General features: G+C 58.7%; 20 protein-coding genes and 2 pseudogenes. 9 read left to right on the top strand and 13 right to left on the bottom strand.

What is annotated here, in order from left to right:
* Positions 1–15: 15 nt before the first annotated feature.
* The 4 genes from ACOYW2_RS27870 to ACOYW2_RS27855 all read right to left on the bottom strand — a co-directional run bounded on the left by ACOYW2_RS27870 (position 16) and on the right by ACOYW2_RS27855 (position 5556).
* Positions 16–1518, bottom strand: a complete 1503-nt coding sequence (locus ACOYW2_RS27870) for an acyl CoA:acetate/3-ketoacid CoA transferase (RefSeq protein ID WP_482768704.1) — start codon at positions 1516–1518, stop codon at positions 16–18.
* A 72-nt stretch (positions 1519–1590) separates the two neighbouring features.
* On the bottom strand, positions 1591–2946 hold the full coding sequence (locus ACOYW2_RS27865) for a GntP family permease (RefSeq protein WP_482420889.1): 1356 nt from the start codon (positions 2944–2946) through the stop codon (positions 1591–1593).
* Between the two features lie 267 nt (positions 2947–3213).
* Complete coding sequence (locus tag ACOYW2_RS27860) at positions 3214–3726, bottom strand: hypothetical protein (RefSeq protein WP_482768703.1); 513 nt, start codon at positions 3724–3726, stop codon at positions 3214–3216.
* A 243-nt stretch (positions 3727–3969) separates the two neighbouring features.
* On the bottom strand, positions 3970–5556 hold the full coding sequence (locus ACOYW2_RS27855) for a sigma-54 interaction domain-containing protein (RefSeq protein WP_482768702.1): 1587 nt from the start codon (positions 5554–5556) through the stop codon (positions 3970–3972).
* A 510-nt stretch (positions 5557–6066) separates the two neighbouring features.
* Between ACOYW2_RS27855 and ACOYW2_RS27850 the strand changes: the two genes are divergently transcribed.
* From ACOYW2_RS27850 to ACOYW2_RS27825, 6 genes and pseudogenes are all read left to right on the top strand, one after another.
* On the top strand, positions 6067–6390 hold the full coding sequence (locus ACOYW2_RS27850) for a LysO family transporter (RefSeq protein WP_482414458.1): 324 nt from the start codon (positions 6067–6069) through the stop codon (positions 6388–6390).
* Positions 6380–6880 carry a LysO family transporter gene (locus ACOYW2_RS27845; RefSeq protein WP_482768701.1) on the top strand — a complete coding sequence of 167 codons (501 nt, stop codon included), beginning with the start codon at positions 6380–6382 and terminating at the stop codon, positions 6878–6880. The genes ACOYW2_RS27850 and ACOYW2_RS27845 overlap by 11 nt, the downstream gene beginning before the upstream one ends.
* Entirely contained in the window at positions 6850–6972 is a 123-nt protein-coding gene (locus ACOYW2_RS27840) for a LysO family transporter (RefSeq protein WP_482768700.1), read from the top strand. The genes ACOYW2_RS27845 and ACOYW2_RS27840 overlap by 31 nt, the downstream gene beginning before the upstream one ends.
* A 55-nt stretch (positions 6973–7027) precedes the next feature.
* Complete coding sequence (locus ACOYW2_RS27835; protein WP_482768699.1) at positions 7028–7855, top strand: AraC family ligand binding domain-containing protein; 828 nt, start codon at positions 7028–7030, stop codon at positions 7853–7855.
* Between the two features lie 476 nt (positions 7856–8331).
* A pseudogene (locus ACOYW2_RS27830) lies at positions 8332–8784 on the top strand (AzlC family ABC transporter permease); the annotation flags it as partial.
* A gap of 251 nt (positions 8785–9035) precedes the next feature.
* A complete protein-coding gene (locus ACOYW2_RS27825; protein WP_482771097.1) occupies positions 9036–9356 on the top strand; it encodes an AzlD family protein in 321 nt (106 codons plus the stop codon).
* Between the two features lie 198 nt (positions 9357–9554).
* Here ACOYW2_RS27825 and ACOYW2_RS27820 read toward each other — a convergent pair whose 3' ends face one another.
* The 5 genes and pseudogenes from ACOYW2_RS27820 to ACOYW2_RS27800 form a co-directional block, all read right to left on the bottom strand.
* Positions 9555–10652 carry an efflux transporter outer membrane subunit gene (locus tag ACOYW2_RS27820; protein WP_482771096.1) on the bottom strand — a complete coding sequence of 366 codons (1098 nt, stop codon included), beginning with the start codon at positions 10650–10652 and terminating at the stop codon, positions 9555–9557.
* Entirely contained in the window at positions 10637–10954 is a 318-nt protein-coding gene (locus tag ACOYW2_RS27815) for a hypothetical protein (RefSeq protein WP_482768698.1), read from the bottom strand. The genes ACOYW2_RS27820 and ACOYW2_RS27815 overlap by 16 nt, the downstream gene beginning before the upstream one ends.
* Positions 10955–14083: pseudogene (locus tag ACOYW2_RS27810) on the bottom strand (efflux RND transporter permease subunit). It abuts the gene before it with no gap.
* A 119-nt stretch (positions 14084–14202) separates the two neighbouring features.
* Positions 14203–15360, bottom strand: coding sequence for an efflux RND transporter periplasmic adaptor subunit (locus ACOYW2_RS27805; RefSeq protein ID WP_482420879.1), 1158 nt, complete (start codon positions 15358–15360; stop codon positions 14203–14205).
* 351 nt (positions 15361–15711) lie between these two features.
* The gene (locus tag ACOYW2_RS27800; protein ID WP_482414450.1) at positions 15712–16122 is read right to left on the bottom strand and encodes a MarR family winged helix-turn-helix transcriptional regulator; all 411 of its coding nucleotides are present in this window, start codon (positions 16120–16122) and stop codon (positions 15712–15714) included.
* Between the two features lie 373 nt (positions 16123–16495).
* Here ACOYW2_RS27800 and ACOYW2_RS27795 point away from each other — a divergent pair, with 373 nt between their 5' ends.
* The gene (locus ACOYW2_RS27795) at positions 16496–17401 is read left to right on the top strand and encodes an alpha/beta fold hydrolase (RefSeq protein WP_482768697.1); all 906 of its coding nucleotides are present in this window, start codon (positions 16496–16498) and stop codon (positions 17399–17401) included.
* 59 nt (positions 17402–17460) lie between these two features.
* On the opposite strand, the gene ACOYW2_RS27790 is transcribed toward ACOYW2_RS27795, so the two are convergent.
* Entirely contained in the window at positions 17461–18576 is a 1116-nt protein-coding gene (locus ACOYW2_RS27790; RefSeq protein ID WP_482771095.1) for an NYN domain-containing protein, read from the bottom strand.
* Between the two features lie 577 nt (positions 18577–19153).
* Here ACOYW2_RS27790 and ACOYW2_RS27785 point away from each other — a divergent pair.
* Positions 19154–19771: a LysE family translocator gene (locus tag ACOYW2_RS27785; protein ID WP_482768696.1), complete on the top strand. Its 618-nt coding sequence runs from the start codon at positions 19154–19156 to the stop codon at positions 19769–19771.
* Between the two features lie 6 nt (positions 19772–19777).
* A complete protein-coding gene (locus ACOYW2_RS27780; RefSeq protein WP_482768695.1) occupies positions 19778–20596 on the top strand; it encodes a hypothetical protein in 819 nt (272 codons plus the stop codon).
* On the opposite strand, the gene ACOYW2_RS27775 is transcribed toward ACOYW2_RS27780, so the two are convergent.
* The 3 genes from ACOYW2_RS27775 to ACOYW2_RS27765 form a co-directional block, all read right to left on the bottom strand.
* Complete coding sequence (locus ACOYW2_RS27775) at positions 20559–21365, bottom strand: SDR family oxidoreductase (protein ID WP_482768694.1); 807 nt, start codon at positions 21363–21365, stop codon at positions 20559–20561. The genes ACOYW2_RS27780 and ACOYW2_RS27775 overlap by 38 nt on opposite strands.
* Before the next feature lie 112 nt (positions 21366–21477).
* A complete protein-coding gene (locus ACOYW2_RS27770; protein WP_482423854.1) occupies positions 21478–22191 on the bottom strand; it encodes an enoyl-ACP reductase FabI in 714 nt (237 codons plus the stop codon).
* Positions 22107–22787, bottom strand: a complete 681-nt coding sequence (locus ACOYW2_RS27765) for an ecotin family protein (RefSeq protein ID WP_482420874.1) — start codon at positions 22785–22787, stop codon at positions 22107–22109. Before ACOYW2_RS27765 ends, ACOYW2_RS27770 begins: the two co-directional genes overlap by 85 nt.
* Between the last annotated feature and the right edge of the window lie 35 nt (positions 22788–22822).

Genomic DNA, 22822 nt, shown 5'->3' with positions numbered 1-22822 from the left:
CAACCTCCACGTGGGTTACTTGGATGGTGTGTCCAGGGTCAATCCCATGAGTCCCGGCTGAAAAATGGCCGGGTTCATGGTTTTCAGGGGATCGGCAATGGCGGGTTTGAACCCCATGTGCCGCAGAATGTCTTTTTCAAGGTCCATGCCCGGGGCGATCTCCGTTAAGGTGAGCCCCTCTTCCGTCAGTTCAAATACGGCCCGTTCGGTGACGTAGACCACCTTCTGGCCCATGCGGTGGGCATACTCACCCGAGAAGGTGACCTGTTCCACCGCCTCCAGAAACTTGCTGCCACGCCCCTCCTCCTCAATGATCAGCTTTCCATCGGCCACAGAGGTCTTCAAACCGCCCACGGTGAAGGTGCCGCAATAGACCACCTTTCCGGCATTCTGGGAAATGTTGATAAAGCCTCCGCAGCCGGCTACTTTCGTCCCGAACCGAGAGACATTCACATCCCCTTTGCCATCGCACTGGGCCAGGCCGAGAAAGGCCACATCCAGGCCACCGCCGTCGTAAAAATCAAACTGCGCCGGCTGATCGATAATGGCCGATGGGTTGATGGCGGCCCCAAAGCTCAGGCCGCCTGCGGGCACCCCTCCGATGGCCCCGGCCTCGGTGGTGAGCACCAGGTTGGTGACCCCCTCTTCATTGGCCACCATGGAGACCCCTTCGGGCATGCCGATGCCCAGGTTCACGATGGCATCGGGGACCAGCTCCATGGCCGCACGGCGGGCGATGATCTTGCGTTCTCCCAGGGGCAGGGGAGGAATGCTCTTGCTGGGAATGCGGATCTCGCGAGAGTAGGCGGGGTTGTACTGCTCGGCAAAGGTCTGCATGTGCTCGCGGGGTTCCGCCTCCACAATGGCATCCACATAAATGCCTGGAATGCCCACCCGGCTGTGATCCAGGGTCCCGTTTTCCACAACCCGCTCCACCTGAAGGATCACCTTTCCCCCGGAGTTTTTGGCGGCCTGGGCAATGGCCAGCATCTCAAGGGTCAGGGCCTCCTTCTCAAAGGTGCAGTTGCCCTCACTGTCCGCATAGGTCCCGCGGATCAGGGCCACATCGATGGGCAGGGCGTGGTAGAGGAGCCACTCTTCGCCATGGATACTCACCACCTCCACGAGGTCTTCTCGGGTCACCTCGTTGAGCTTGCCGCCATCCATGCGAGGGTCCACAAAGGTGTGCATGCCCACCTTGGTGAGCACCCCTGGCTTTCCGGCGGCAATCTCCCGGTAGAGATGGGAGATGGCCCCTTGGGGAAAGTTATAGGCCTCGATTTTGTTCTCAAGGGCCAGGGTTCCCAACTTGGGGGCAAGCCCCCAATGGCCGCCGATGACCCGGCGAACCAGCCCTTCGTGGCCGAAGTGGTTCAGGCCGCGCTCCTTTCCGTCGCCCTGCCCCGCTGCGTAGATCAGCGTTAAGTCCGTGGGCAACCCGGTGCTGAGAAACGCCTCCTTCACACCCCGGGACAGCGCCTCAGGATGCATGTTTCCCACAAACCCGCCTGTGGCCACCGTCTCCCGGATTGATCAGGACAACAGCATGGTTAGAGTTACCTGCTTAGACATCTCTATCTCCTTTGCGCTTTAAACCAAACCGGTGAGCAGGTGAAACACCATGACGCATGTCACCGCGATAAGGGGGGCGGCCACGGTCATGGCTGCCAGGTCAATATAACTCTGCTTGTGATCGAGTTTGCAGACAGACAACAGGGTGATGACGGCACCGCAATGGGGAAGGGAGTCCAGGCCGCCTGCCGCCATAATCATCACGCGGTGCAGCACCTCCGGGTGAATGCCCATGGCGAGGAAATCCTTGGAGAGCACCTCAAGGGCGATGGCGGTACCGCCGGAAGCTGAGCCAACGATGCCCGCAAGAAGCGTTGTGGAGATACCGACTTTAAACAGTGAGGGGATGGCCAGGGCCACAATCCCAAGCTTCAAGGTGGTAAATGCTGCCAGGGACTTGATGACACCGCCGTACCCCACCTCAGATGCGGTGTTGAAGATGGGCAACAGGGATCCCACAGCGCCATCGAAGATGGTCTTGTTGGACTCTCTCAGGTATCGATTCATGGAGATCAGGATGAACACAACCGCCACAGAAAGACCGATCACCACAGGCCAGGTGCCGTTTATGGCATAGCCGGCTGCGGTATACTTTGCCTTCACCGCGTCAGAGGCGAAGTAAAACTTGGTCAGGGCAAAATTCAATATAAAGACGATGGCGATGGGTGCCATGGCCAGACCAAAGCCCGGAGCGTCCCCTTCAAGGTCCTCGAGGCCTTCGTTCAGATGGACGCCGTACCCTTCTCCGGCCAGCTTGGCTTTTTTCGCACGATAATTCAGAAAACCGGTGCCACCAAAAAAGATGATCATGGAGCCCAGGAGCCCCAGAATGGGAGCGGCATAGATATCGGTGTCAAAGTAGACCGTGGGCATGGTGTTGATGTACTGGGGAGATCCGGGAAGGGCCGTCATGGTAAAGGTAAAAGCTCCCAGGGCAAGGCATGCGGGGAGAAGGCGCTTGGGGACATCCGCCTCCTTAAGCAACATGGAGCCGATGGGGTACATGGCAAAAACCACCACAAAGAGAGAGACCCCGCCGTAGGTGAGAAGGGAGGTGGCCACAACCACCGCATAGATGGCGTAGTCGGGCCCGATCTTCTCAGAGATAAAGTGGGCAATGGAACGGGCGGCTCCGGTGGCGCCCATGAGCTTGCCAAAGACAGCCCCTGCGATGAACACCGGAAAATACTTACTGATGTAGCTGGCAGCCGCAGGCATAAAGACATTGGACAGCGCAGACAAAGCGGGGATTTCGCCCGAAAGCAGTGCTGCGGTCATGGCAAGGATCGGTGCCAGAACAAGGACGGTAACACCACGGTAAGCGAAGTACATTAAAGCGAACAGCGTTAGGATAATTGCGATAACTCCCAGCATATTCATGCCTCCTTCGAAATTAGCCCGGATATGTCACGAGTCGAATGCACACATGGTCAAGGCATCAGAGCTGCAGATGGTTCGGCTTGGCTCAAGGCTCTGATAACGCAGAAGTGGGGTGCACCCGGCTCGCCCGAAGGGTGAGAAAATTGAGCAGAAAACCGTGAATGACATGTTGTGCTTTTGAAGTGCCTGATTCTTTCACAGTAACTGATCGTAACGATTTTCATTTTTTCAAATGAACCGTTTTCTCATAAACTACCCGGGTCAGGTGAGTTGCAGCAGGTATAGGATATAAAAGACAGCGAACAGCAGGCAGGTGACCATGCCCCATAACATTCCTTTCATGAAGCCAGGGCGTTTGCCGGCATGGGCCCTGTGATGCTCCGCGATGGAATCCAACCCGTCAGGGTCTCTGAATACGCTGATCAAACGATGAAGAAGGGCCACCGTGAGCAAGGCTTCCACGATGAGCATTGCAAGGTAGGCCGCTTCAAGATTGGAGGGTAACAGATGGTCTGCAACGGTCAGCAGGCTGCATGCCATGGCCGAAGCCAGCAGCAGGTAATCGTTCTTTCCGGACGTTGCAACGGGCGAGAGCAGATCTCTGAAGACCATATAGACAAACACCAGAGCAAGATGCAGGTATTTGTTGGGCTGAGGATAGTAAATCTGCTGGGCAAAGATCAGAACGAGAGCGCCCTTAAAAAGAAACTGAAACCACGAAGCCTCGTGTGCAAAGTAGCGTGGAACCCATGTGGTTGATCGGAAAGACGTCATATTGTTACCTCCTGCGAACCATAAAGCAGGAAGCATGCCACCTGAAAAAGCCCCTTAGAAAAACACAAACCGTGCGATTCAAGGACCTTACAGACATTCAATATCAGTATCGACGTTCACACCCGGGAACAGCACTGTAAAGATAAGTTTACGATATCATCCCATTTCTGAAATGCGTGTTAACTTACATTTACACATACAAGCCGATCTCCTGGAGTGTAAATCAAGGTTTACACCCCCTGCTCACTTCATGCTGTACTTCTCAAGTTTTTTGTGGAGAGCCACTCTGGAGATGCCGAGATCGGCAGCGGTCTTGGTTTTATTGCCGCTGTGGAGAATCAGGCGCTCGGTGATGACCTTCCGTTCCATGTTTTCCAGGATGTACTTGAGCGGCTCCTGGCTGGCGTTGATATTGCCGCCCCTCAAAAAATGGGGCAGGTGCCACGGCTGAATCAACTCTTCTCCCTCCATAATATGGTAGGCTCGCTCCACAACATTCTTCAGCTCCCGGATATTCCCCGGCCACGAATAGGCCTGAAGAAGGCAGCTCGCCTTTGGGGAGACCCCTTTAACCCCCCGTTTCATCTTTCGGTTCAGGGCGCAGATGGCATGGCCCGCGATGAGCTCAATATCTTCCCGCCGCCTTTTCAAAGGAGGGATGGTTAAGGTGAACACGTTGAGGCGGTAGAGGAGGTCTTCCCGAAACGTTTTCTTCTCCACCATCTCGGAAAGATTTTTGTTGGTGGCGGCAATCACGCGCACATCCACCTGTTTGGGCCGACTTGCACCGATGTGCTCCACTTCCCCTTCCTGGAGCACTCGCAGGATCTTGGCCTGCATCTGAAGCGGCATATCACCGATCTCATCCAAAAAAATGGTGCCGTTGTTGGCCAGCTCGAACTTGCCCAGTTTTGTACTGGCCGCTCCGGTGAAGGCCCCCTTTTCATGACCGAAGAGCTCCGACTCCAGAAGGTTTTCAGGAATGGCAGCGCAGTTGACCCTGATAAAGGGCTGAAAAGATCGGGGTGACTCCTGATGAATGGCATGGGCGAAGAGTTCTTTGCCCGTTCCGCTCTCCCCGAGAATCAAAACGTTGGAGTCTGATTGGGCGATGACGCGGGCATGATTCTTCAATGACTCCATGCGTGCGTTACGCGTGAAGATCACATCCATGCAATACCGTGCCTTATGAAGCTTGGAGATCTCATTTCGATACCGGTTCAGCTCTTTTTCCATGGTCTTGAGCTTCTTATTGATCTCGCCCAGTTCATCCACATCCTGGAAGATCACCTTGCCCACAACCCCGGCAAGCTTGCCGTCCACCGTATAAGGAATGCGGGAGGCGACCATGTGGTTGCCCTGTATCCTCTGGATATCGTTGAGTTCTGCCACCCCTGTCCTGGCGACAATATGAAGGCGCGTGTTCTCCACCACCTCAGTGACGTGTTTGCCCACAACCTCCTGGTCTCTGACTCCCAGAAAGCCTTTGTAGGCATTGGACATCATGGTGATGTGCCCATGGGCATCGGTGACCACCAGCCCGTCATAAGCCGTTTCAAGAATTTGCTTGAGCAGGGATGTCTCCCGCTGACACGCTTCAAACTGCCGGGATAATTCACCCGCCTGGCTGACATCCTCAACGAGGACCACCACCCTGTCGGGATGGCCCTTGGGCGCCATGGGGATGACGGAGACCTCATACGTCAAGTCACCCAGCATGGCTGTGGCGTTTTTATCTTCCCCTTCTGCAATGGCATCATCCACACCAAGCTTTGAGAGAAAATCACCGGCTTTTTCATGGGAATTGTAACCGGCAGAGCCTGAAATCAAGTAATACGCACTCGTATTCAGGCAAAAAAACTCCTTTTTCTTATTCATCAAAAAAACAGCATTTGAGATGGTATCGAGAATATGGTTCAGGGGTATCTGGCTGGTTTGCGACGGCTCTCCCACGGTCAAAACCTCCTTCTTTTCATACACTTAATATCATCCAGAGAAAGGCTGCCAATCGCATAAAGCGGTTAATCTGCAACGGAGTTTTGTCAATCCCATGTGTTTATGAAAAAACAGCGTACACCATCGAGTAAGGAATTTCAGGCCAATAAATGACACGACATAAAAAAACAGAACTTAGCAATGTGATACATGTCAGAGACGCTTGAAACCGGTTCTGTAGATCCACCTTGAAATCAAGCTATTTGGTTGACATTCCCCGGAGCTTCTTCTATATCCGCAGATGCGGTGACCGCGTGATTTCAGCAGGCGCCGCCCGGTGTAATAGTCGCAGAGAAGGCCACCGACCGGCAGGCGTGGTTCCTCGCATGATTTTTGGAGTGGGTTATGGTTGAAATTCTCGTCATCATGGCAGCAGGCATGCTCATCGGCTACCTGCTGCGCCGAAAAAAAGCTCTTTTTCCCATCCTTGACCGCATCGTCATGGCGGTCATCTTTCTCCTTCTCTTTGTCCTGGGGATCTCCGTGGGATTGAACGAGACCGTGGTAAGCAGCATCCACATGATCGGCGTGAAAGCCGTGGTCCTCACCTCAGGGGCGGTTTTCGGCAGCGTTCTGTGCTGCGCCCTGGCCTACCGCTTTTTCTTTGCCGACACCTTTGCACATGCCGCATCCGAATCAGCCGACAAGGAGGTGCCCCATGAAGGGTAGCCTCACCATCCTCTGCTGCTTTATCGCCGGGGTCCTGGCCGGGCTCTTTGCCGAGCTTCCCGCCTGGGTCACCCAATCGGACCTCACCCTCTGGGTCCTTTATGCCCTCATCTTTTTTGTGGGCATCGGCATCGGGGGCGACGCCACCACCTTCTCCGTGCTGAAAAAGAGCAACGTCCGCATCTTTCTGATCCCTAGCGCTATCATCGTCGGCTCCCTGGCCGGGGCCGCCGGGGCCTCCGTCTTTCTGGCGGACGTCTCCGTCAAAGATGCCATGGCCATCGGATCGGGCCTGGGCTACTACAGCCTCTCCTCCATCTACATCACCGAGATGCGCGGGGAGACCCTGGGCACCATTGCCCTGCTCTCCAACATCCTGCGGGAGATCTTCACCCTGCTAGCGCTTTGCTGGCGTGGTTCGGCAGGACCGCCCCCATTGCCTCGGCAGGGGCCACGGCCATGGACACCACCCTTCCCATCATCACCCTGAATTCCGGCAAGGACTTCGCCATTCTCGCCCTGTTCAGCGGTGTGGTCCTGACCATTGCCGTGCCCATTCTGGTGACCTTTATCCTGACGTAACGGATAGGCACAATTTCCCTTGCGATTACGGCCCAGTGGTGCTGACATAAAGGCCATGGCAAAAAAGACAAAAGACGACATACGGATCATCCGGCCCGAACAGCTTCCCGCGGTGGAGCTGCTCACCGGACGGATCCACGATCACGCCTACCGCCCCCACGCCCACGAGGAGTATGCCATCGGCGTGGTGGAAGCCGGTGTCCAGAGGTACCGGGAACCCGGGGGGACCTACCCCGCCCCGGCAGGGACCCTCTACACCCTCAATCCCGGGGACGTCCACGCCGGGGAAGCAGCCACCGAGGCGGGCTATCACTACCGCCTCGCCTATGTGCCGGAAAACCTCCTCCACAGCTACCTGGAGATCGAGCCAGGGGCCTTTCCAAGCCACCCCCACTTCCGGCAGCGCCTGACCCAGGACCCCGCCCTGGCCCGGGAATTCCACCGAGTGCTGGCCTCCCTGACCGATCCCGCCACCTGCCGCGTCAAGGCAGAATCCGAGCTGGTGCTCACCCTGCGCGCCCTGTTCCACCGACACGGTGAGCTGGCCCCAAAGGAGCTCCCCGACGCCGGAGCCCATGCCATCCGCCGGGTCAAGGAGTACATCAAGCAGCGCGCGGCCGAGCCCATCACCCTCACGGAGATGGCTGAACAGGCCGGGCTCTCCCGATACCACTTCATCCGGGTGTTCAAAAAACACACGGGCCTCGCCCCCCACGCCTACCTCACCCAGGTCCGGGTCTTCCAGGCCAAGGCCGCCATCGAATCCGGCCTCGCCCTGGCCGATGCGGCCCTTGCCTCAGGCTTTGCCGACCAGAGCCACATGACCCGTTCCTTCAAGGCCATCTTCGGCATCACCCCCGGCAAGGTTCAAAAACACCACTGAGAATAAGGCCAAAGCGTGCCTCCGGCGGCAAGGTGGGGGCACCTTGAAACCCTATTGCGAATGCATGATGGCTGCCATTCGGCCTGCGTTATCGGGGCATTCGCGTGATGTGTGACATCTGGCATCCGTCTTTGAAAGCGAGGCCCATGTCATTCTTCGAAAAAACACGATCCAGAACGTTAGTGATTCGCGAGTTTTTCATCATCATATCCAGGCTCCGCCGAACATGTCGGAATTGTTTCGGCGGAACCTATGAATGATTACTTGAGACCTGTTTATCAAACTTTTTAAAAGTTTGGCCCCCGGCAGGGCCGCCGGAGGCTTTTTTGATTTGAATAGTTGCCTTAGAAAACACAAACAAAAAAGCGACCGCAATTTTGTTCAAGCCACCGGGCGCCGGTGCGGCTATGCTTGCCGGGTAAACCTTCCGGGCGGCCCTGGGGACGGCCCGGCCTCTTATCCACGTTTTTTGCAGGATGTTGATGATGTCGCGATTTTATGAAGGATGCAGAGATGCGCTGCCCGTGTCGGTGAGTGTGCTGGCCTACGGCAGCGTGCTGGGGGTGCTGGCCGCCAGGAAAGGGGTCTCCCTGGCCCAGCTTGCCGTCATGAACACCGCCGTCTTTGCCGGGACAGCACAGTTCGTGATGCTGGAGATGTGGCATGACCACCTGCCCCTCATTGAAATAACCCTTGCTGTGCTGGTGATGAACCTGAGGTATCTTCTTGTGGGCGCTTCCCTGCGTTCCCTCTTTGCCGGGAGCCCCCTCTGGAAAAAACTGGCCTTCATGCACCTGGTGGCCGATGAGAACTGGGCCATGACCATGGCCGCCCAGCGGCGGGGCGAGGCGTCCGTGGGGCACCTTTTCGGCGGCGGGGTGTGCGTCTACCTCTTCTGGAGCGCCGGGACTCTGATGGGTCACACCATGGGAGCGGCCATCTCCAACCCCGAGGCCTTTGCCCTGGACTTTGCCTTTATCGCCGTGTTCCTGGCCCTGGTGGTTGGGCTCTGGCGCGGAGCCCGCAGCGACCTTTTCCCCTGGATCGTGGCTGCTGCGGCGGCCATCGCCTGCGAGAGGCTCTTTCCCGGCAAGTGGTACATCCTGGAGACTGTCCAGCGTTCCTCGGCCGCCGCCCTCACCGGACTCAAGCCCACAACGACACTCCTAGGGAGCCGCCCATGCCTGAGTTCACCATCCCCCAAGCCCTGGCCCCCTGGGTGGCCATCGCCCTGGCCGCCCTTGTCACCTACAGCCTCCGGGCCGGCGGCCTCTTTATCTCCCAATGGCTGCCCGAAACCGGGCCCATGCGCCGGTTCCTGGATGCCCTCCCCGGCACCCTGCTCCTCTCCCTGGTGGCCCCGGGCCTTGCCTCGGCAGGCCTCTCCGGCCTGGTGGCCGGGGGCGCTGTGGTGGGGGTCACCGTCAAAACCGGCAACGCCTTCATCGCCATGGTGGCGGGTACCGCCATCGTGGCCGGGTTCAGGGCCCTGGGGATCTGATCGATAAAAGCCTGCCTCCAGCGGTGAGGTGAGCCACCTCAAGAGCTTATTGCCGGAGGCAAGCTGAGCCGTTACACAAAAAAAAACGTTTGCCGCCCCCGGAAAACCGGGGACGGCAAACGTCTTATCGACAAGGAGATGTCGTATTCATGAATGCCGTTGCGGGTGCAGCGGCATTTTTTTATCGCTGCGCCTTGGTTATGAAGTCGCTTTCGCCTGCTCTTCAAGCCCTCCGCCCAGGACCTTGTAGAGGCTCACCCTGTTGGCCAGCTCCTGGCGCTGCAGGTCGATGAGGGTGGTCTGGGAGGCAAACAGGGAGCGCTGGGCGTCCAGGACGCTCAGGAAAGAGTCCACCCCTTCGGTGTAGCGCCTCAGGGAGAGGTCGTAGGCCTCCTGGCTTGCCTGAACCAGCATCCCCTGGGCCTCCAGCTGGCGCCCCAAAGTCTCCCGGGCTGCCAGGGCGTCGGCCACCTCTTTAAAGGCCACCTGCAGGGTTTTCTCATAATTCACCACGGCAATCTCCTGATCAATCTTCGCGGCTTTAAGCAGGGCTTTGTTCCGCCCGCCGTTGAAGATGGGAATGGAGATGGAGGGCCCAAGGCCCCAGGCACCGGCGTCCGAGGAGGAGAAGAGGTCTCCCAGGTCCGTGCTGGAGTAGCCGAGGCTGCCGGTGAGGGCAATACGCGGGTAAAAAGCAGCCCGCGCAGCCCCGATATTGGCGCCTGCCGCCTTCAGGGAAAACTCGGCCTGGAGGATATCCGGTCGATTCAGCAGCACCTCGGAGGAGAGTCCCACGGGGATCTCATCCATAACCGACGATTTTTCGAGGTTTGCCGCCATGGGGATCCCTTCCAGATTCCGGGTCCCCAGGATCAGCACCAGGGCGTTCTTGTCCAGCTGGACCAGCCGGGTGTACAGCACCGTGTTCACACGGGCGGACTCCAGGGCGATTCGTGCCTGGGAGAGATCCTGACGGGTGGCCACGCCGTTCCGATAGCTCTTGTCCACCAGCTCATAGGTCTGGCGACGCGTCTCCAGGGACTCCTTGGAGAGCGTCAGGGTCTCCATGTCGCTGGTGAGCTGCAGGTAGGCATTGGCCGCCTGCGCGATGAGCGAGATGGTGATGCTTTTCCTGGCCTCTTCGGTGGCCAGGTAGTTGTTCAGGGCCACCTGGCTCAGATTGTCCACCCGCCCAAACAGGTCAAGCTCATAGGCGGGCATGGCCAGGCCGGCGGTGTAGGTTTCGGCGGTATTGCCGCCAAAATCCTTTTTGTACTCCCCTAACTCGTCGTTGATCTCCGCAGGAGCTTGGAGCGCTCGATGCGGTAGAGGGCCTGGGTTTTCTGGACGTTCAGGGCCGCGGTCTTCAGGTCCCGGTTGTTGGCCAGGGCGGTCTCCACCACCTGCTGCAGGGCAGGGGACTGGAAAAAGCTCCGCCAGGGGATGTCGCTGGCAAGGCCTTGATCCCAACTCGAGGCGTTCTCCGAACCCAGGACCAGCTTTGTGCTCACCGAGTCCGGGCGCTTGTATGTCGGGGCCAGGGAGCAGCCCGACATCATCAGGGCCCCGGCCAGCACAACGGTTGCAATTCGTTTCATTTACTTCACCTCACCCTCGCCCAGCTCCAGGGCAGGCTTCTTTTTGCTTTTGAATGACGAGACACGCTCGACGAGAACGAAAAACAGGGGCACGAAGTAGATGGCCAGGAAGGTGGCCCCGAACATGCCGCCGATGATGGCCAGGCCGATGGCGTTCTGGCTGGCCGCCCCCGCCCCGCTGGACTTGGCCAGGGGGAGCACCCCGAGAACAAAGGCCATGGAGGTCATGATGATGGGTCGGAAACGCAGCTTGAACGACTCCAGGGCCGCTTCCATCAAGGGTGTGCCTGATTCGTAGAGTTCCTTGGCGAACTCCACGATGAGGATGGCGTTTTTCGCACACAGGCCCACGGTGGTCAAAAGGGCCACCTGAAAGTAGACGTCGTTGCTCAGGCCAAAGGCCAGGGCAGCCACAACCGACCCCACGACCCCCAGAGGCAGGGCCAGGAGTACGGAGAAGGGGATGGACCAGCTCTCATAAAGGGCCGCCAGGCTCAGGAACACGATGATGATGGAGATGGCATACAGCGCAGGGCCCTGGGACCCGGAGAGCTTCTCCTCATAGGAGGTGGTGGACCAGGCGTACCCGATGCCCTCGGGAAGCTCTTCGGCCAGTTTTTCCATCTCGGCCATGGCCTCACCTGTGGAGACGCCGGGGGCGTTGGCCCCCTGGATGTTGATGGAGGAGTATCCGTTGAACCGCTCCAGTCGGGGAGACCCGTAGGTCCAGTATCCCGTGGAGAAGGAGGTGAACGGCACCATCTTGCCCTGGCTGTTTTTCACGTACCACTTGTCGATGTCCGAAGGCTGCATGCGGTCTTCGGCCTGCCCCTGGACATAGACTTTTTTCACGCGGCCGTTGTCCATGAAGTCGTTGACGTACGCCGAGCCCCAGGCCGTCTGAAGGCTGGCGTTGATCTCGCCGATGGACAGGCCCAGTGCCCGAGCCTTTTCCATATCCAGCTCAATCTTGTACATGGGCACGTCGTCCAGTCCGTTGGGCCGTACACCCACCAGTTTCGGGTTCTGACGGGCCTTGGAGAGCAACTGGTCCCGGGCCTCCATGAGTTTCTCGTGCCCGGCGCCCACGTAGTCGATGAGCTGGAGGTCAAAGCCGGAAGCGTTACCAAGGTCGATAATGGCCGGCGGGAAAAAGGCGAAGATCATGGCGTCCTTCACCTGGGACATGGCCTGGGTGATCTGCCCGGCAATCTCCATCACCGTCATGTCCCTGTCTTCCCAGTCCTTGAGGTTGACAAAGGAGATGGCGGTGTTCTGGCCGTAGCCGGAGAAGCTGTACCCCACCACGGTCATGTACTCCCGGAACTGATCGGCCAGGTTGGCGTCCATGTAATCGGTGTACTTCTTCAGGGCCGTTGCGGTACGGGCTGCCGTGGCCGAAGCCGGGGTGGAGACCTGGACGATGAGCACGCCCTGGTCTTCGTCCGGCAGAAAGCCGGTGGGGATGCGTACGAACAGAACCCCGAGCCCCACAAAAATCAAGAGGTAGACCGCCATGGAACGTTTCCAGTTGCGAGCGATGCGGCCCGAAGCCATGTGGCTGCCCCCCCGGGCCTTGTTGAACACCCGGTTGAACCAACCGAAAAAGCCGGTGGTTTTCTCACCGTGCCCGGCGGCCACCGGTTTGAGGATGGTGGCGCAGAGAACAGGGGTCAGAATCAGGGCCACGATCACCGAAAAGGTCATGGCCGCCACGATGGTCAGGGAGAACTGACGGTAGATGGCCCCTGCCGATCCGGAGAAGAAGGCCATGGGGATAAACACGGCGGACAGCACCATGCCGATGCCCACCAGGGCGCCGGTGATCTGGTCCATGGATTTCCGGGTGGCCTCCAGGGGCGAGAGCCCCTCCTCGGCCATGACGCGCTCCACGTTCTCCACCACCACGATGGCGTCGTCCACCAGCAGGCCGATGGCAAGAACCATGGCAAACATGGTGAGGGTGTTGATGGTGAACCCGAACAGGTGCAGGGTCGCAAAGGTACCCAGCAGAACCACCGGCACCGCCAGGGTGGGGATGAGGGTGGCCCTGAAGTTCTGCAGGAACAGCAGCATCACGAAAAAGACGAGGACAATGGCCTCCAGAAGGGTGTGGACCACGGACTCGATGGAGATCTCCACAAAGGGGGTCGTGTCGTAGGGAAAGGAGTAGCTCACCCCGTCCGGCAGGTACTCGGAGAGCTCGGCCAGCTTATCCTTTACCCGCTTTGCCGTATCCAGGGCGTTGGCCCCGGTGGCCAGGCTCACGCCAAAGGCCGCTGCGGGCACCCCGTTGCGTTCCACCAGGGTGCCGTAGGTTTCCTCCCCCAGGGAAATCGTGGAGACGTCCTTCAGGCGCACCTGGGAGCCGTCCTCATTGACGCGCAGGATAATATCCCGGAACTGGTCCGCGGTTTTGAGCCGGGACTGGGCCAGGATGGTGGCGTTGATCTCCTGCCCCTCCACCGCAGGCGCCGATGGCCGCCCGCCACATCAGGGTTGTCTTTGATGGTCCTGTACCACCTCATTGGTGGAGATGTTGTAGGAGTAGAGACGGTCCGGGTCCAGCCACACCCGCATCGCGTAGGGCGAGCCAAAGGTGCTCACCGATCCCACGCCCTTGACGCGGGAGATGGGGTCCTGGATGCGGGAGGCCACCAGGTCGGCCAGGTAGGTCTGGTCGATGTCCGGGTTGGTGGAATGAAAACTGGTCACGAACAGAAAGGAGGTGGACGCTTTTTCCACCACCACCCCCTGGGACTGAACCGCAGAAGGGAGCTGGGGCATGGCGGTCTGCACCTTGTTCTGCACCTGGACCTGGGCGATGTCCGGGTCGGTGCCCGGCTCCAGGGTCACCTTGATCTCCACCTTGCCCGTGGCGTCGGAGGAGGAGCTGAAGTACCGGAGGTTGTCGATGCCGGTGAGCTGCTGCTCGATGACCTGGGTTACCGAGTTCTGAACCGTGTCCGCGGAAGCCCCCGGGTAAAAGGTGCTCACGGAGATCTGTGGCGGTGCCAGTGTGGGGTATTGTTCCACCGGCATCTGCGGAATGGACAAAACCCCTGCCAGCATGATGAGCAAAGCGACCACCCAGGCAAACACCGGGCGATCAAGGAAAAAACGAGACATGACTGTGTGTCCTTACATGACGTAAATCGGTAAGCCCGGTGCGGGTACAGTCCCCCCTTTGTCGGGGCGGACAGACACCGGCACCGGATCTGGATAATCTGCTGTCTGTGGAAGCGGCCCTAATCGACCAGGGCCAGTTTGGCGGGTGAGACCTCGACATCGGTGCCGGGTCGCAGGCGCTGGAAGCCCTCGGTCACAATGGATTCTCCTTCGGAGATGCCGCCTTTCACGATCCAGTTGTTCCCGTAGGCTCCGTCCACCTCGATGGGGCGGGGGTGCACCTTGCTCTCCTGATCCACCACCCACACGATCCGTTTCCCGCTGGGCTGGAGGATGGCTGCCTTCTGGGGCACCAGAATCACATCGGCCTTGTCCAGGTAGAGGGTGGCGCTGGCAAAAAAGCCGGGGTACAGCTCTTCATTGGGGTTGGGAAACAGGGCCCTTAAGACCACCGAGGCGGTGGTGGGATCCACAGTAACTTCGGAGAACTGGAGTTCCCCCTTGTGGCCGTAAGCCCCGTCCTTGTCCCCGTAATCCAGGGCCACCTCGACTTTTTCGGTATTAACGCTTTTTGCCTTGAACTCAAAGAGCTTCTCACGGGCCTGCTGCATGTCCACATAGATGGGGTCCAGCTGGGTAATCTTGGCCATCATCTGGGGCTGGTTGGCTGTAACCAGGGCCCCTTCCGTGACCGTTGACTTGCCGATGCGCCCGGTAATGGGGGCGTAGACACGGGTATAGTCCACGTTGATCTTGGCCTGGGCCACGGAAGCTTCGGCCACGGCAATGGCCGCGCGGGCCTTGAGCAGCGCGGCGTGGGCATCGTCGTACTCCTGACGGCTCACCGCCTTGTCCTCCACCAGCCGTCCGTAACGCTCCTCCCGGGCCCGGGTGGTCTCCAGCTGGGCCTTGGCCTGAAGGAGGTTGGCCATGGCCGAGGCATACACCGCCTGATAGGTGGACGGGTCAATCTGGTAGAGGGGCTGCCCCTTCTTCACCAGGCCGCCTTCCACGAAAAAGCGCTTGGTCACGATGCCCGTGACCTGGGGCCTGACTTCAGCCACCTTAAAGGCGTTGACCCGTGCGGGAACAGTCTGGGTGTACTGAATGGATGTTTTTTTCAATGACATGGCCGAAACGGGGGCCTTGGGGCCGGGCCCCTGGGCCAGGCTGACGGACGGTATCACGACGAGCCCCAGGATCACGGCGCCGATCACGGCCATGACCCCTGCGGGGCGATACGGGTTGCGCAATGCTGATGTTGATCGTTCACTCATGATGGTGTGTCTCCGAATCATACTTTTTTTTGACCTCTTCAGCCCCCGGACCAACCGGGGAACCATGATCGACCGCGCAGAGATAGCGGTCTTTATCCGGCGCGTAAACACGCAGATCGACTAAAAAAGCCCCAAAGGGGCAAGCCTTGGAAACAAGGCGGTTATCCTGATGGTTTTTGGCTCAGTGAAATAGTTAGGAAAACGAAGTGGCCCAAACCCTGCGGTTCGGGACGACAGGTTGGCCGCCCTTCCTGCCAGGGCCCGGCGTCGTCTCCGAATAACGGTGCCGCCTTGAAAAAAGGCAGCAGAATAAAGTGTGTGCCTCGGCATCGGGGGAGGCTTTGACGCCCCCTACACCTCGACTCCCAGGTTTGACAAAATCTGAAGGTGGATCCGTTGCATGGTCTCAAGCTCCTCATCGGACAGTCCGTCAAAGACCAGACTAGAAAACTCCGAGACAATGGGGGCATACTCATCCAGCACGCAACGCCCCTCACCGGTGAGGAACACAAGCTGTCGGCGTTTGTCACCGCCGTCGGAGCGACGCTGGACATAGCCCTTCTGCTCCAGGCAGGCGATGATGCGGGCCATGTTGTGCCGGTTTTTCCGGGTAAGCCGTGCCAGCTCGCTCTGGTGAACACCCTCCTGATTCACGAGCATGGCCAGTACCACGAAGTTCTCCGGTGTGATGGCGGCCCCGGCTGCTTCGAAACGCCGTCTGATCCCCGCTCCAATCTCAATATCCAGCAAATGAATAATCATGCCCCTAGCATCCCGGTTCGGAATCACGGGGTGATCGAACATCACAAATTCTTTGGGTCCTGTCTTTTTTGTTGCCATAGTAACGTTACCATAGCAACATAATTTTCACAGATCAATAGCCTGCCGCAGATTTTTGTCAGCCCGGCTGTCCCCAAAGCCAATCCGAAAAAATTATCTGTTTAAAATCAAGCAACTGCAGTTTTATTCCTCAACAAAAAAAACAACCGGTCCCATTTTTTGCATCGCCAGGGGAACAGGCAGAATTCCAGTGATCCAGATACATACTTTTGCTATAATGTCAAACAATTGCCATCCAACCGACGACCCGTTTGAGCCTGCAACCCACGACCAGCAACCCACAACGAGGTGACCCATGAAACAACCCCGGATAGTGACGGTGTGTTCCCTTTTGATTGTCGGCCTTGCCCTCCTGAACCTTTCCGCATGCACTCCTCCTAAAGAGAAAACCGACACCACCCCCCAGGCCACCCGGTCCATCACCCTGGGCTCCGGCCTCTGCCTTGAGTACCTGGAAGAGGGGTCCCCCGACGGCATCGCCGTTGTCTTTCTCCACGGCTACACCGACAGCCACGACTCCTTCAGCCGCGTTGCCCCCCTCATGCCCCGGGAGATCCGTGCCTTTTACCTCACCATGCGCGGCCACGGGAATTCGGGCAGGCCCGGGTCCTATGCCATGGAGCTCTTTGCATCGGACGTCACTGCATTCATGGACCGGGTCGGCATTGACAGGGCCGTGGTGGTGGGGCACTCCATGGGCAGCTTCATCGCCCAGGAGGTGGCCCTGTCCCATCCCGAGAGGGTCGCCGGGCTGGTCCTCATCGGCTCGGGGGCCTCGTGCAGCGACAACAAGGTACTGGCCGAACTGAAAGCCTATGTGGATACGTTGAAAGACCCCATCGACCGGGGGTTTGTTCGGGAATTTCAGGCAAGCACTGTGGCGGCCCCGGTCCCCGAGGCCTTTTTGGACCACGTGGTGGACGAGAGCATGAAGCTGAAGGCAGATGAGTGGCAGAAGATCCTGGGGGCGCTCATGGCCGTGGACCACCGAGAGCAGCTCAGCGCCATTGCCGCACCCACCCTGGTCCTGTGGGGAGAACAAGACGGGGTCTTCGGCGCGTCCGAGCAGCTCTTTTTGGGCACCCACATCCCGGATGCGACCCTGAAGCTCTACGCCGACACCGGCCACGGGCTCCAGTGGGAGCGCCCCCGACGCTTCGTGGCAGATCTCTCAGACTTTCTCCAGGCAACACAGCAATAAAAAACGCCCTGTGGTGAGTCACCACAGGGCGTCGTGTTCGTCGTACCGGATAACCGCTGTCAGGCGAACTTCTGGGGCAAGCGCCCCAGAATATGCTCGATATAGCTGTCGTCGTCTTCGGGCACCAGCTCCAGTAGCTTGGTGCAGATGTCGATGGCCTCGCTTCGGGAGGCGGGGAGCATCTCCTTGATCTTGTAGATCAGGCTGTACTCGAAGCGGCTGATAAAGGACTCGATGTCGTGGTACTCGGATTTCAGGGCGATGTCCCGGTCCCGGAAGGTGCCGGTGCCTGCAGGCTGCACCTGGAGCATGCTGGAGTGGTTGCACACCTTGATGTACCCGTCGAGTTTCCTGGAACTCACCACGCGCCCGTCGTCAAAGGTCATGCCCTCCAGGTCTTCGACGATGGAGTTGACGGTGAAGGTCTCGGCCCGGACCATGTTGTCGTGGATAAAGGCGAGCATGCCGTCCCGGGAAGCACGGTCCCAGTCGATGTTGAGTCCGCTGAGCTTGGCACGAAGCTTGGGGATAATGTCGTCGGCTTCGTCCCTTTTGGGAGCCCTGTTTTCATACCGGGCAGCCTTGATGTAAAAATCCCCCACGGTCTCGCTGCGCTCCACGGTGGCGACGTCGTCCAGGGCAAGGATCAGGTCGATGAACTTACGAAACCCGTACCGGGACTCGTCAAAGGACGAGGAGATATGGCGGCGGATCAGGGATTTGAGCTGAGCCCCCAGAATCCCCTGCTCCCCCACATGTCGCTCCAGAAGGTCTCGCAGCTGGGCCTTGAAGACGTTGAGCATTTCAGTGTTGCCGCCGCTGTGGGGCCTCAGCTCCGTATCAAAGATATCCTGCAGGCTCTCGTAGTTCACGAAGCGGTCACACAGCTCGGCCAGGTCTTCCGAGGCACAGTTCTCCGGGGAGACCCCCACGATCTCTTTGTTGTGCAGCTTCAGCTTTTTCAGGAGGTGGATAAAATCCCGGTCCCCGCTGACAATGACGTACCGGTCGATCTGGGGGCGCTCGTAGATCATCTCCATGGCATCCACGGCCATCCGCATATCCACGGCGTTTTTCTGGCCCTTGCCCAGAACGTGCACCAGCTCCACCCCGTGCTGGTAGAGCTTGAACTGGTGCTGGTTGTAGTCCCGGTGACGCCAGTCCGCATAGGCCAGGCCGTGGTGAGCTTGCCCTGGTCTTCGGAGATCTTCAGCAGAAGGGAGGGGTCAAACAGCCCTTCGTCGCTGTCCGCCGAGTTGTTGCCGCTCAACCCGCAGATGAGGTTTTCAAAATCGATAAGCAGTGCCGTATTTTTCAGTTTCATGCCCTTATGTTATTTCCCGATCGATGGTGGGTTCTTAAAAAAATCACGGCCCGTATCGTCCCGCAACCCCATCACCTTTAACACATGCGACAAAAAAAAACAGGGCGATCCGACACCGCCGCCAAGGCCAGCGCATGAAAAAATCCGTTGCCTCCGGCGGGTCGCTTTTTGAAAAAAGCTCCGCAAAAACGTTCCGCTAAACGTAAAAATCAAGATGGCCATGCAAGGTGGCTGTGCACACAAAAAAGCGAAGCCTGTTAGTCAAAAGTTTCAAAAGGTTGGTTCCCGACAGGTCCGCCGGATGCAACATTTAAAAGAGTCAGCCCTGACCTGCAGCCCCTTGCCCGGCACTCGCGCCTTGAAATTTGCCACAAAGGATGCTCCAATACAGGCTTTACTTCTTTTTCTCAGCATCGGAGCACTGAATCATGGACATCTTTTCCTTAGCAGGGCTGGCCGCCGCCATGGTCGTACTGGCCCTGACGCCGGGCCCGGGGGTCCTCACCACCGTGGCCACCGCCCTCTCACACGGATTTCGCGGTACCCTGAGCCTTATCGCCGGGCTGGTTACCGGAGACATCTGTTACCTTCTCTTCGCCGTCTTCGGCCTCTCCATGGTGGCCGAAGCCCTGGGCGAATGCTTTATCCTTATCAAGCTCTGTGCAGGGGCCTACCTGGCGTACCTCGGCATCCGCCTCCTTGCTGCGCGGCCCCATGAAACAGCCCGGGAATCCGCCCCATCCTCGCGCCGATCCTACACCAGCGGGCTCTTCATCACCCTGGCCAACCCCAAGGTGATCCTCTTTTACTGCGGGTTCCTCCCGGCCTTCATGGACCTTTCCGCCCTCACCCCCACAGGCATCGCCCTGACAACCCTTACCGTGGCCACGGTGGTCGCCTCGGTGCTTTGCGGCTACGCCCTGCTCGCGTCCCGGGCTCGGCAGGCCATGACCGGGCGCCATGCCGTTGCCGCCGTACAAAAAACAGCCGGAGGCCTGATGCTCGCCGCAGGCTTCAAACTCGCCACCGACGTCATCACGGAATAAGAGAAAATGAAAAAAACGACCCCGGTCCTCATGATCGCCGTTGCCCTCGTCCTCTGCACAGGGTGCACCACCATGATCTCACGGGTTGTGGAGAAAAGCGCCCTGTCCAGCATGAAGGATAAACCCATCCACGAAGCCTTCTACGTATCCCCAGCCACCCGCTGCGGAGATACCGTCTACCGATGGTACCACCATGACGAGCTGGACAGGGACTTCGGCTCCTGGATCGAAGTGCTGGAGATCAACGGAGAAGAAATCCATCTGGCCAGTTACCCAGAAGGAGATATTTTCCTGCACCGGGTCCACTACTGGGTAAAAAACCACAAGGTGGTCAGGGCAGAGCTGCACTACAAAAACGAGGTCTTTCCCCTGAAGGTGGAACCGGCCCGGCCAAACGGTATGTTCACCGCCTTCGAAGCCCTGGACCTTGCAGTCCCCCAGGAGCTGACCTTAGGTGATACCACATACAGGGTCCACCGCATCGAAACCCTGAGCGTCCACGCCGTCACCTCGGCCATGGGCACCACCCACGGCACCGACTACAAGTCCATCCGGTACATCTCCAACGATGTGTCCATCGGCGCGGTGAAGGAAGAGACCTTCTTCAGCACCCAGGTGCTCCGGGACAACTGGGAGTACGTCAAACTGGGCCTGAAGGCCCTGGACCCCATGCGCTCGTCTGCCGACACCCTCATGGGCCTGGTGCGCACCTTCCGGGAAAAAGAGAAAACCAATTTTCAGATTGAATTTTTTCAGGAAAAAAAAGAAAAACCGACGGGACCTGTGGTCACCGCCGGCCAGGCGAGCCGGAAGTGTAAAAGCTAGTCCCCTCACCGCTTCTTATGATCTCCACCCCGCAATCGATGGTGTAGACCATGCCGGAGATAGAGTTGTTTTCAAGAAGGCTCACCGACAGGCTCGCCACGTCCTCTTTTCTCACGTTGGTTTTCAAGGGGGAGGCGTCCCTTGCCTTTTCCAGCAGCTCCAGGGTGTTGCCCACCTTGGCAAGGGAGTATGTGGGAACAAAGCCGGGGGAGATGCCGTTGACCTTCATCTTCCTGGCCTTGCCCAGGGACTGGGCCAGGCCCCGCACCATGGACTCCAGGGCGGCCTTGGCCGCACAGACCACGTTGAAATTGGGCACCGCCACCCGCCCCCAGCGAAGGGAAACGGCCAGGATGGAGGCATCCTCCCGGAACACGTCCAGAAGCCTTCCCGAGACCTCCACCAGGGAAAAGGCCCCCACCCGGATGGCATCGGTGAACTCTCCCCATGCCACCTTCACCAGGGGCAAATTCAGCTTGGCCCCCGACGCCGTGGAGTAAGAGATCCCGTGGACCAGGGCGTCGAGCTTCACCCCTTCGGCCTTAAACGCCTCAACAAAGGCATCCAGGTCCTCGTCCTTTCTTGCGTCGTATTTAAAGAGCTTGCGGATTCCCAGGTCCTCGGCCACCTGTTCCACATCCTTTCGGGTCATCTCATCCTGATAGGTTGCATAGAGGGTGTAACCGGCTTTCTTCACCTCGGCGGCAATGGAGGTGCAGAGGCTCTCTGTGTTTCGAATCCCGATGATCAAGGCGTTTTTGTCCGTCATGGTCATGGTCTCCTTAAATAAAGCAGAAGCGCAAAAGAAGGGCGCCTCCGGCGGCCCTGCCGGGGGCCAAACGTTTGAAACATTTGACAAGCAGGTATTGAATGCACTCGACTCAGGTCTCCTTGCCCACACGGACCAGAACGCTGGACCCGCAATCCACCACATAGGAGCCCCCATTGATGGACGGGTTGGTGATCACCTCGTAGGCGATATTTCCGATGTCCTCCAAGGTGGCGGTGCGATCCAGGGGCGTGGCGCTGCGCACGTGGTTGATGAGGTCTGAAAACCCGCCGATGCCGCTGGCGGCCCGGGTCATGACAGGCCCCGGGGAGAGGGCGTTCACACGAATCCCCTTGCCCCCGAGCTCCGAGGCAAGGCCGCGGACCAGAGCCTCCAGAATGCTCTTGACCGGGCCCATCATGTTGTAACCCTCCACCGCCAGATGGGAACCGATATAGGAGAGGGTCAGGATGCTGCACCCCGGGTTCAAGACGTCCGCGTCCAGCATCCGGCGTGTGATCTCCACCAGGGAGAAGGCGGAAATCCGGGTCGAGTCCCGAAAACTCTTCCAGGATACCTCGTGAAGCTCTTTCCGTATCTCCGAGGCGTAGGCGATGCCGTGGAGAATGGCGTCAAGGCGCATGCCCCTGGCCCCCAGATACTCAACAATGGCATCCAGCTGCCCGGCATTGCCCACCTCAAAGGGCAGCAGGGCCTCTTCCTCCACCCCCAGGGGATCGGTCACTTCCCTGACATGGCGCAGGGCCTTTTCGTTAAGATAGGTTGCCACGATCCGATAGCCGTTGCGATGAAGCTCTTCAGCAATTCCGGCGCTGATACTCTCCCGGTTTGCGATACCGATGACCAGGGCGTTTTTCTTTCGCATAGGTTGTCACCTCGCTGTTGGTGAAAAGCGCGTTGAGCGAAGGGGGGATTCCCGAATTCATTCGCCGTCGAAACCGTCTCCGAGGCCGCCCAGATACGGTACCGCACCTCATACCCCTCCGGCGCATAAACCACGATGGGGAGCTTGCTGTTGTAGCGGACCTTCAAGGGGGTGCCCATGACAAAGGCCTCCACCTGGGGGGCGCCTTCGGGCGGAGCCATCATCGTGCTCATCATGGCCGACGACCCCGTCACCTCATAATAGGTGTACCCCCAGCCTTCAAGGGGGCGGGGCTCGATGCTGCTGCCCAGGCGCACCAGGTTGACCCCGTCGGTCATCATCATCTTGCCCGCCATGAGCTCCACCATGCTGGCGTCCTCTTCGTCTTTTGCCTTTTCCGGAAGCACGATCACAAAACGCTCCATGCCCTCCGAAGCTTCCGGAAAGGCTTTCAGCTGCCCGTGCCCGGCACAGGAGACAGACCCGAAGACCATGAGAAACCCCAGAATTCCCGACAACATCACTGTTTTTTTCATCTTGACTCACTCCTCTGCGATAACCGTTCACAGCA

It is taken from the genome of Desulfoluna sp. CLI2B, assembly GCF_056847375.1.
Note: the sequence above shows the minus strand (reverse complement) of the source record. Positions and strands in the feature narration are given on the sequence as shown.

Coding starts and splice junctions, on each gene's coding strand:
- ACOYW2_RS27805 (WP_482420879.1), bottom strand. CDS start 15,360: ATGAGTGAACGATCAACATCAGCATTGCGCAACCCGTATCGCCCCGCA.
- ACOYW2_RS27780 (WP_482768695.1), top strand. CDS start 19,778: ATGAAAAAAACGACCCCGGTCCTCATGATCGCCGTTGCCCTCGTCCTC.
- ACOYW2_RS27775 (WP_482768694.1), bottom strand. CDS start 21,365: ATGACGGACAAAAACGCCTTGATCATCGGGATTCGAAACACAGAGAGC.
- ACOYW2_RS27850 (WP_482414458.1), top strand. CDS start 6,067: ATGGTTGAAATTCTCGTCATCATGGCAGCAGGCATGCTCATCGGCTAC.
- ACOYW2_RS27800 (WP_482414450.1), bottom strand. CDS start 16,122: ATGATTATTCATTTGCTGGATATTGAGATTGGAGCGGGGATCAGACGG.
- ACOYW2_RS27835 (WP_482768699.1), top strand. CDS start 7,028: ATGGCAAAAAAGACAAAAGACGACATACGGATCATCCGGCCCGAACAG.
- ACOYW2_RS27825 (WP_482771097.1), top strand. CDS start 9,036: ATGCCTGAGTTCACCATCCCCCAAGCCCTGGCCCCCTGGGTGGCCATC.
- ACOYW2_RS27860 (WP_482768703.1), bottom strand. CDS start 3,726: ATGACGTCTTTCCGATCAACCACATGGGTTCCACGCTACTTTGCACAC.
- ACOYW2_RS27840 (WP_482768700.1), top strand. CDS start 6,850: ATGGACACCACCCTTCCCATCATCACCCTGAATTCCGGCAAGGACTTC.
- ACOYW2_RS27785 (WP_482768696.1), top strand. CDS start 19,154: ATGGACATCTTTTCCTTAGCAGGGCTGGCCGCCGCCATGGTCGTACTG.
- ACOYW2_RS27845 (WP_482768701.1), top strand. CDS start 6,380: ATGAAGGGTAGCCTCACCATCCTCTGCTGCTTTATCGCCGGGGTCCTG.
- ACOYW2_RS27765 (WP_482420874.1), bottom strand. CDS start 22,787: ATGAAAAAAACAGTGATGTTGTCGGGAATTCTGGGGTTTCTCATGGTC.
- ACOYW2_RS27815 (WP_482768698.1), bottom strand. CDS start 10,954: ATGAAACGAATTGCAACCGTTGTGCTGGCCGGGGCCCTGATGATGTCG.
- ACOYW2_RS27795 (WP_482768697.1), top strand. CDS start 16,496: ATGAAACAACCCCGGATAGTGACGGTGTGTTCCCTTTTGATTGTCGGC.
- ACOYW2_RS27865 (WP_482420889.1), bottom strand. CDS start 2,946: ATGCTGGGAGTTATCGCAATTATCCTAACGCTGTTCGCTTTAATGTAC.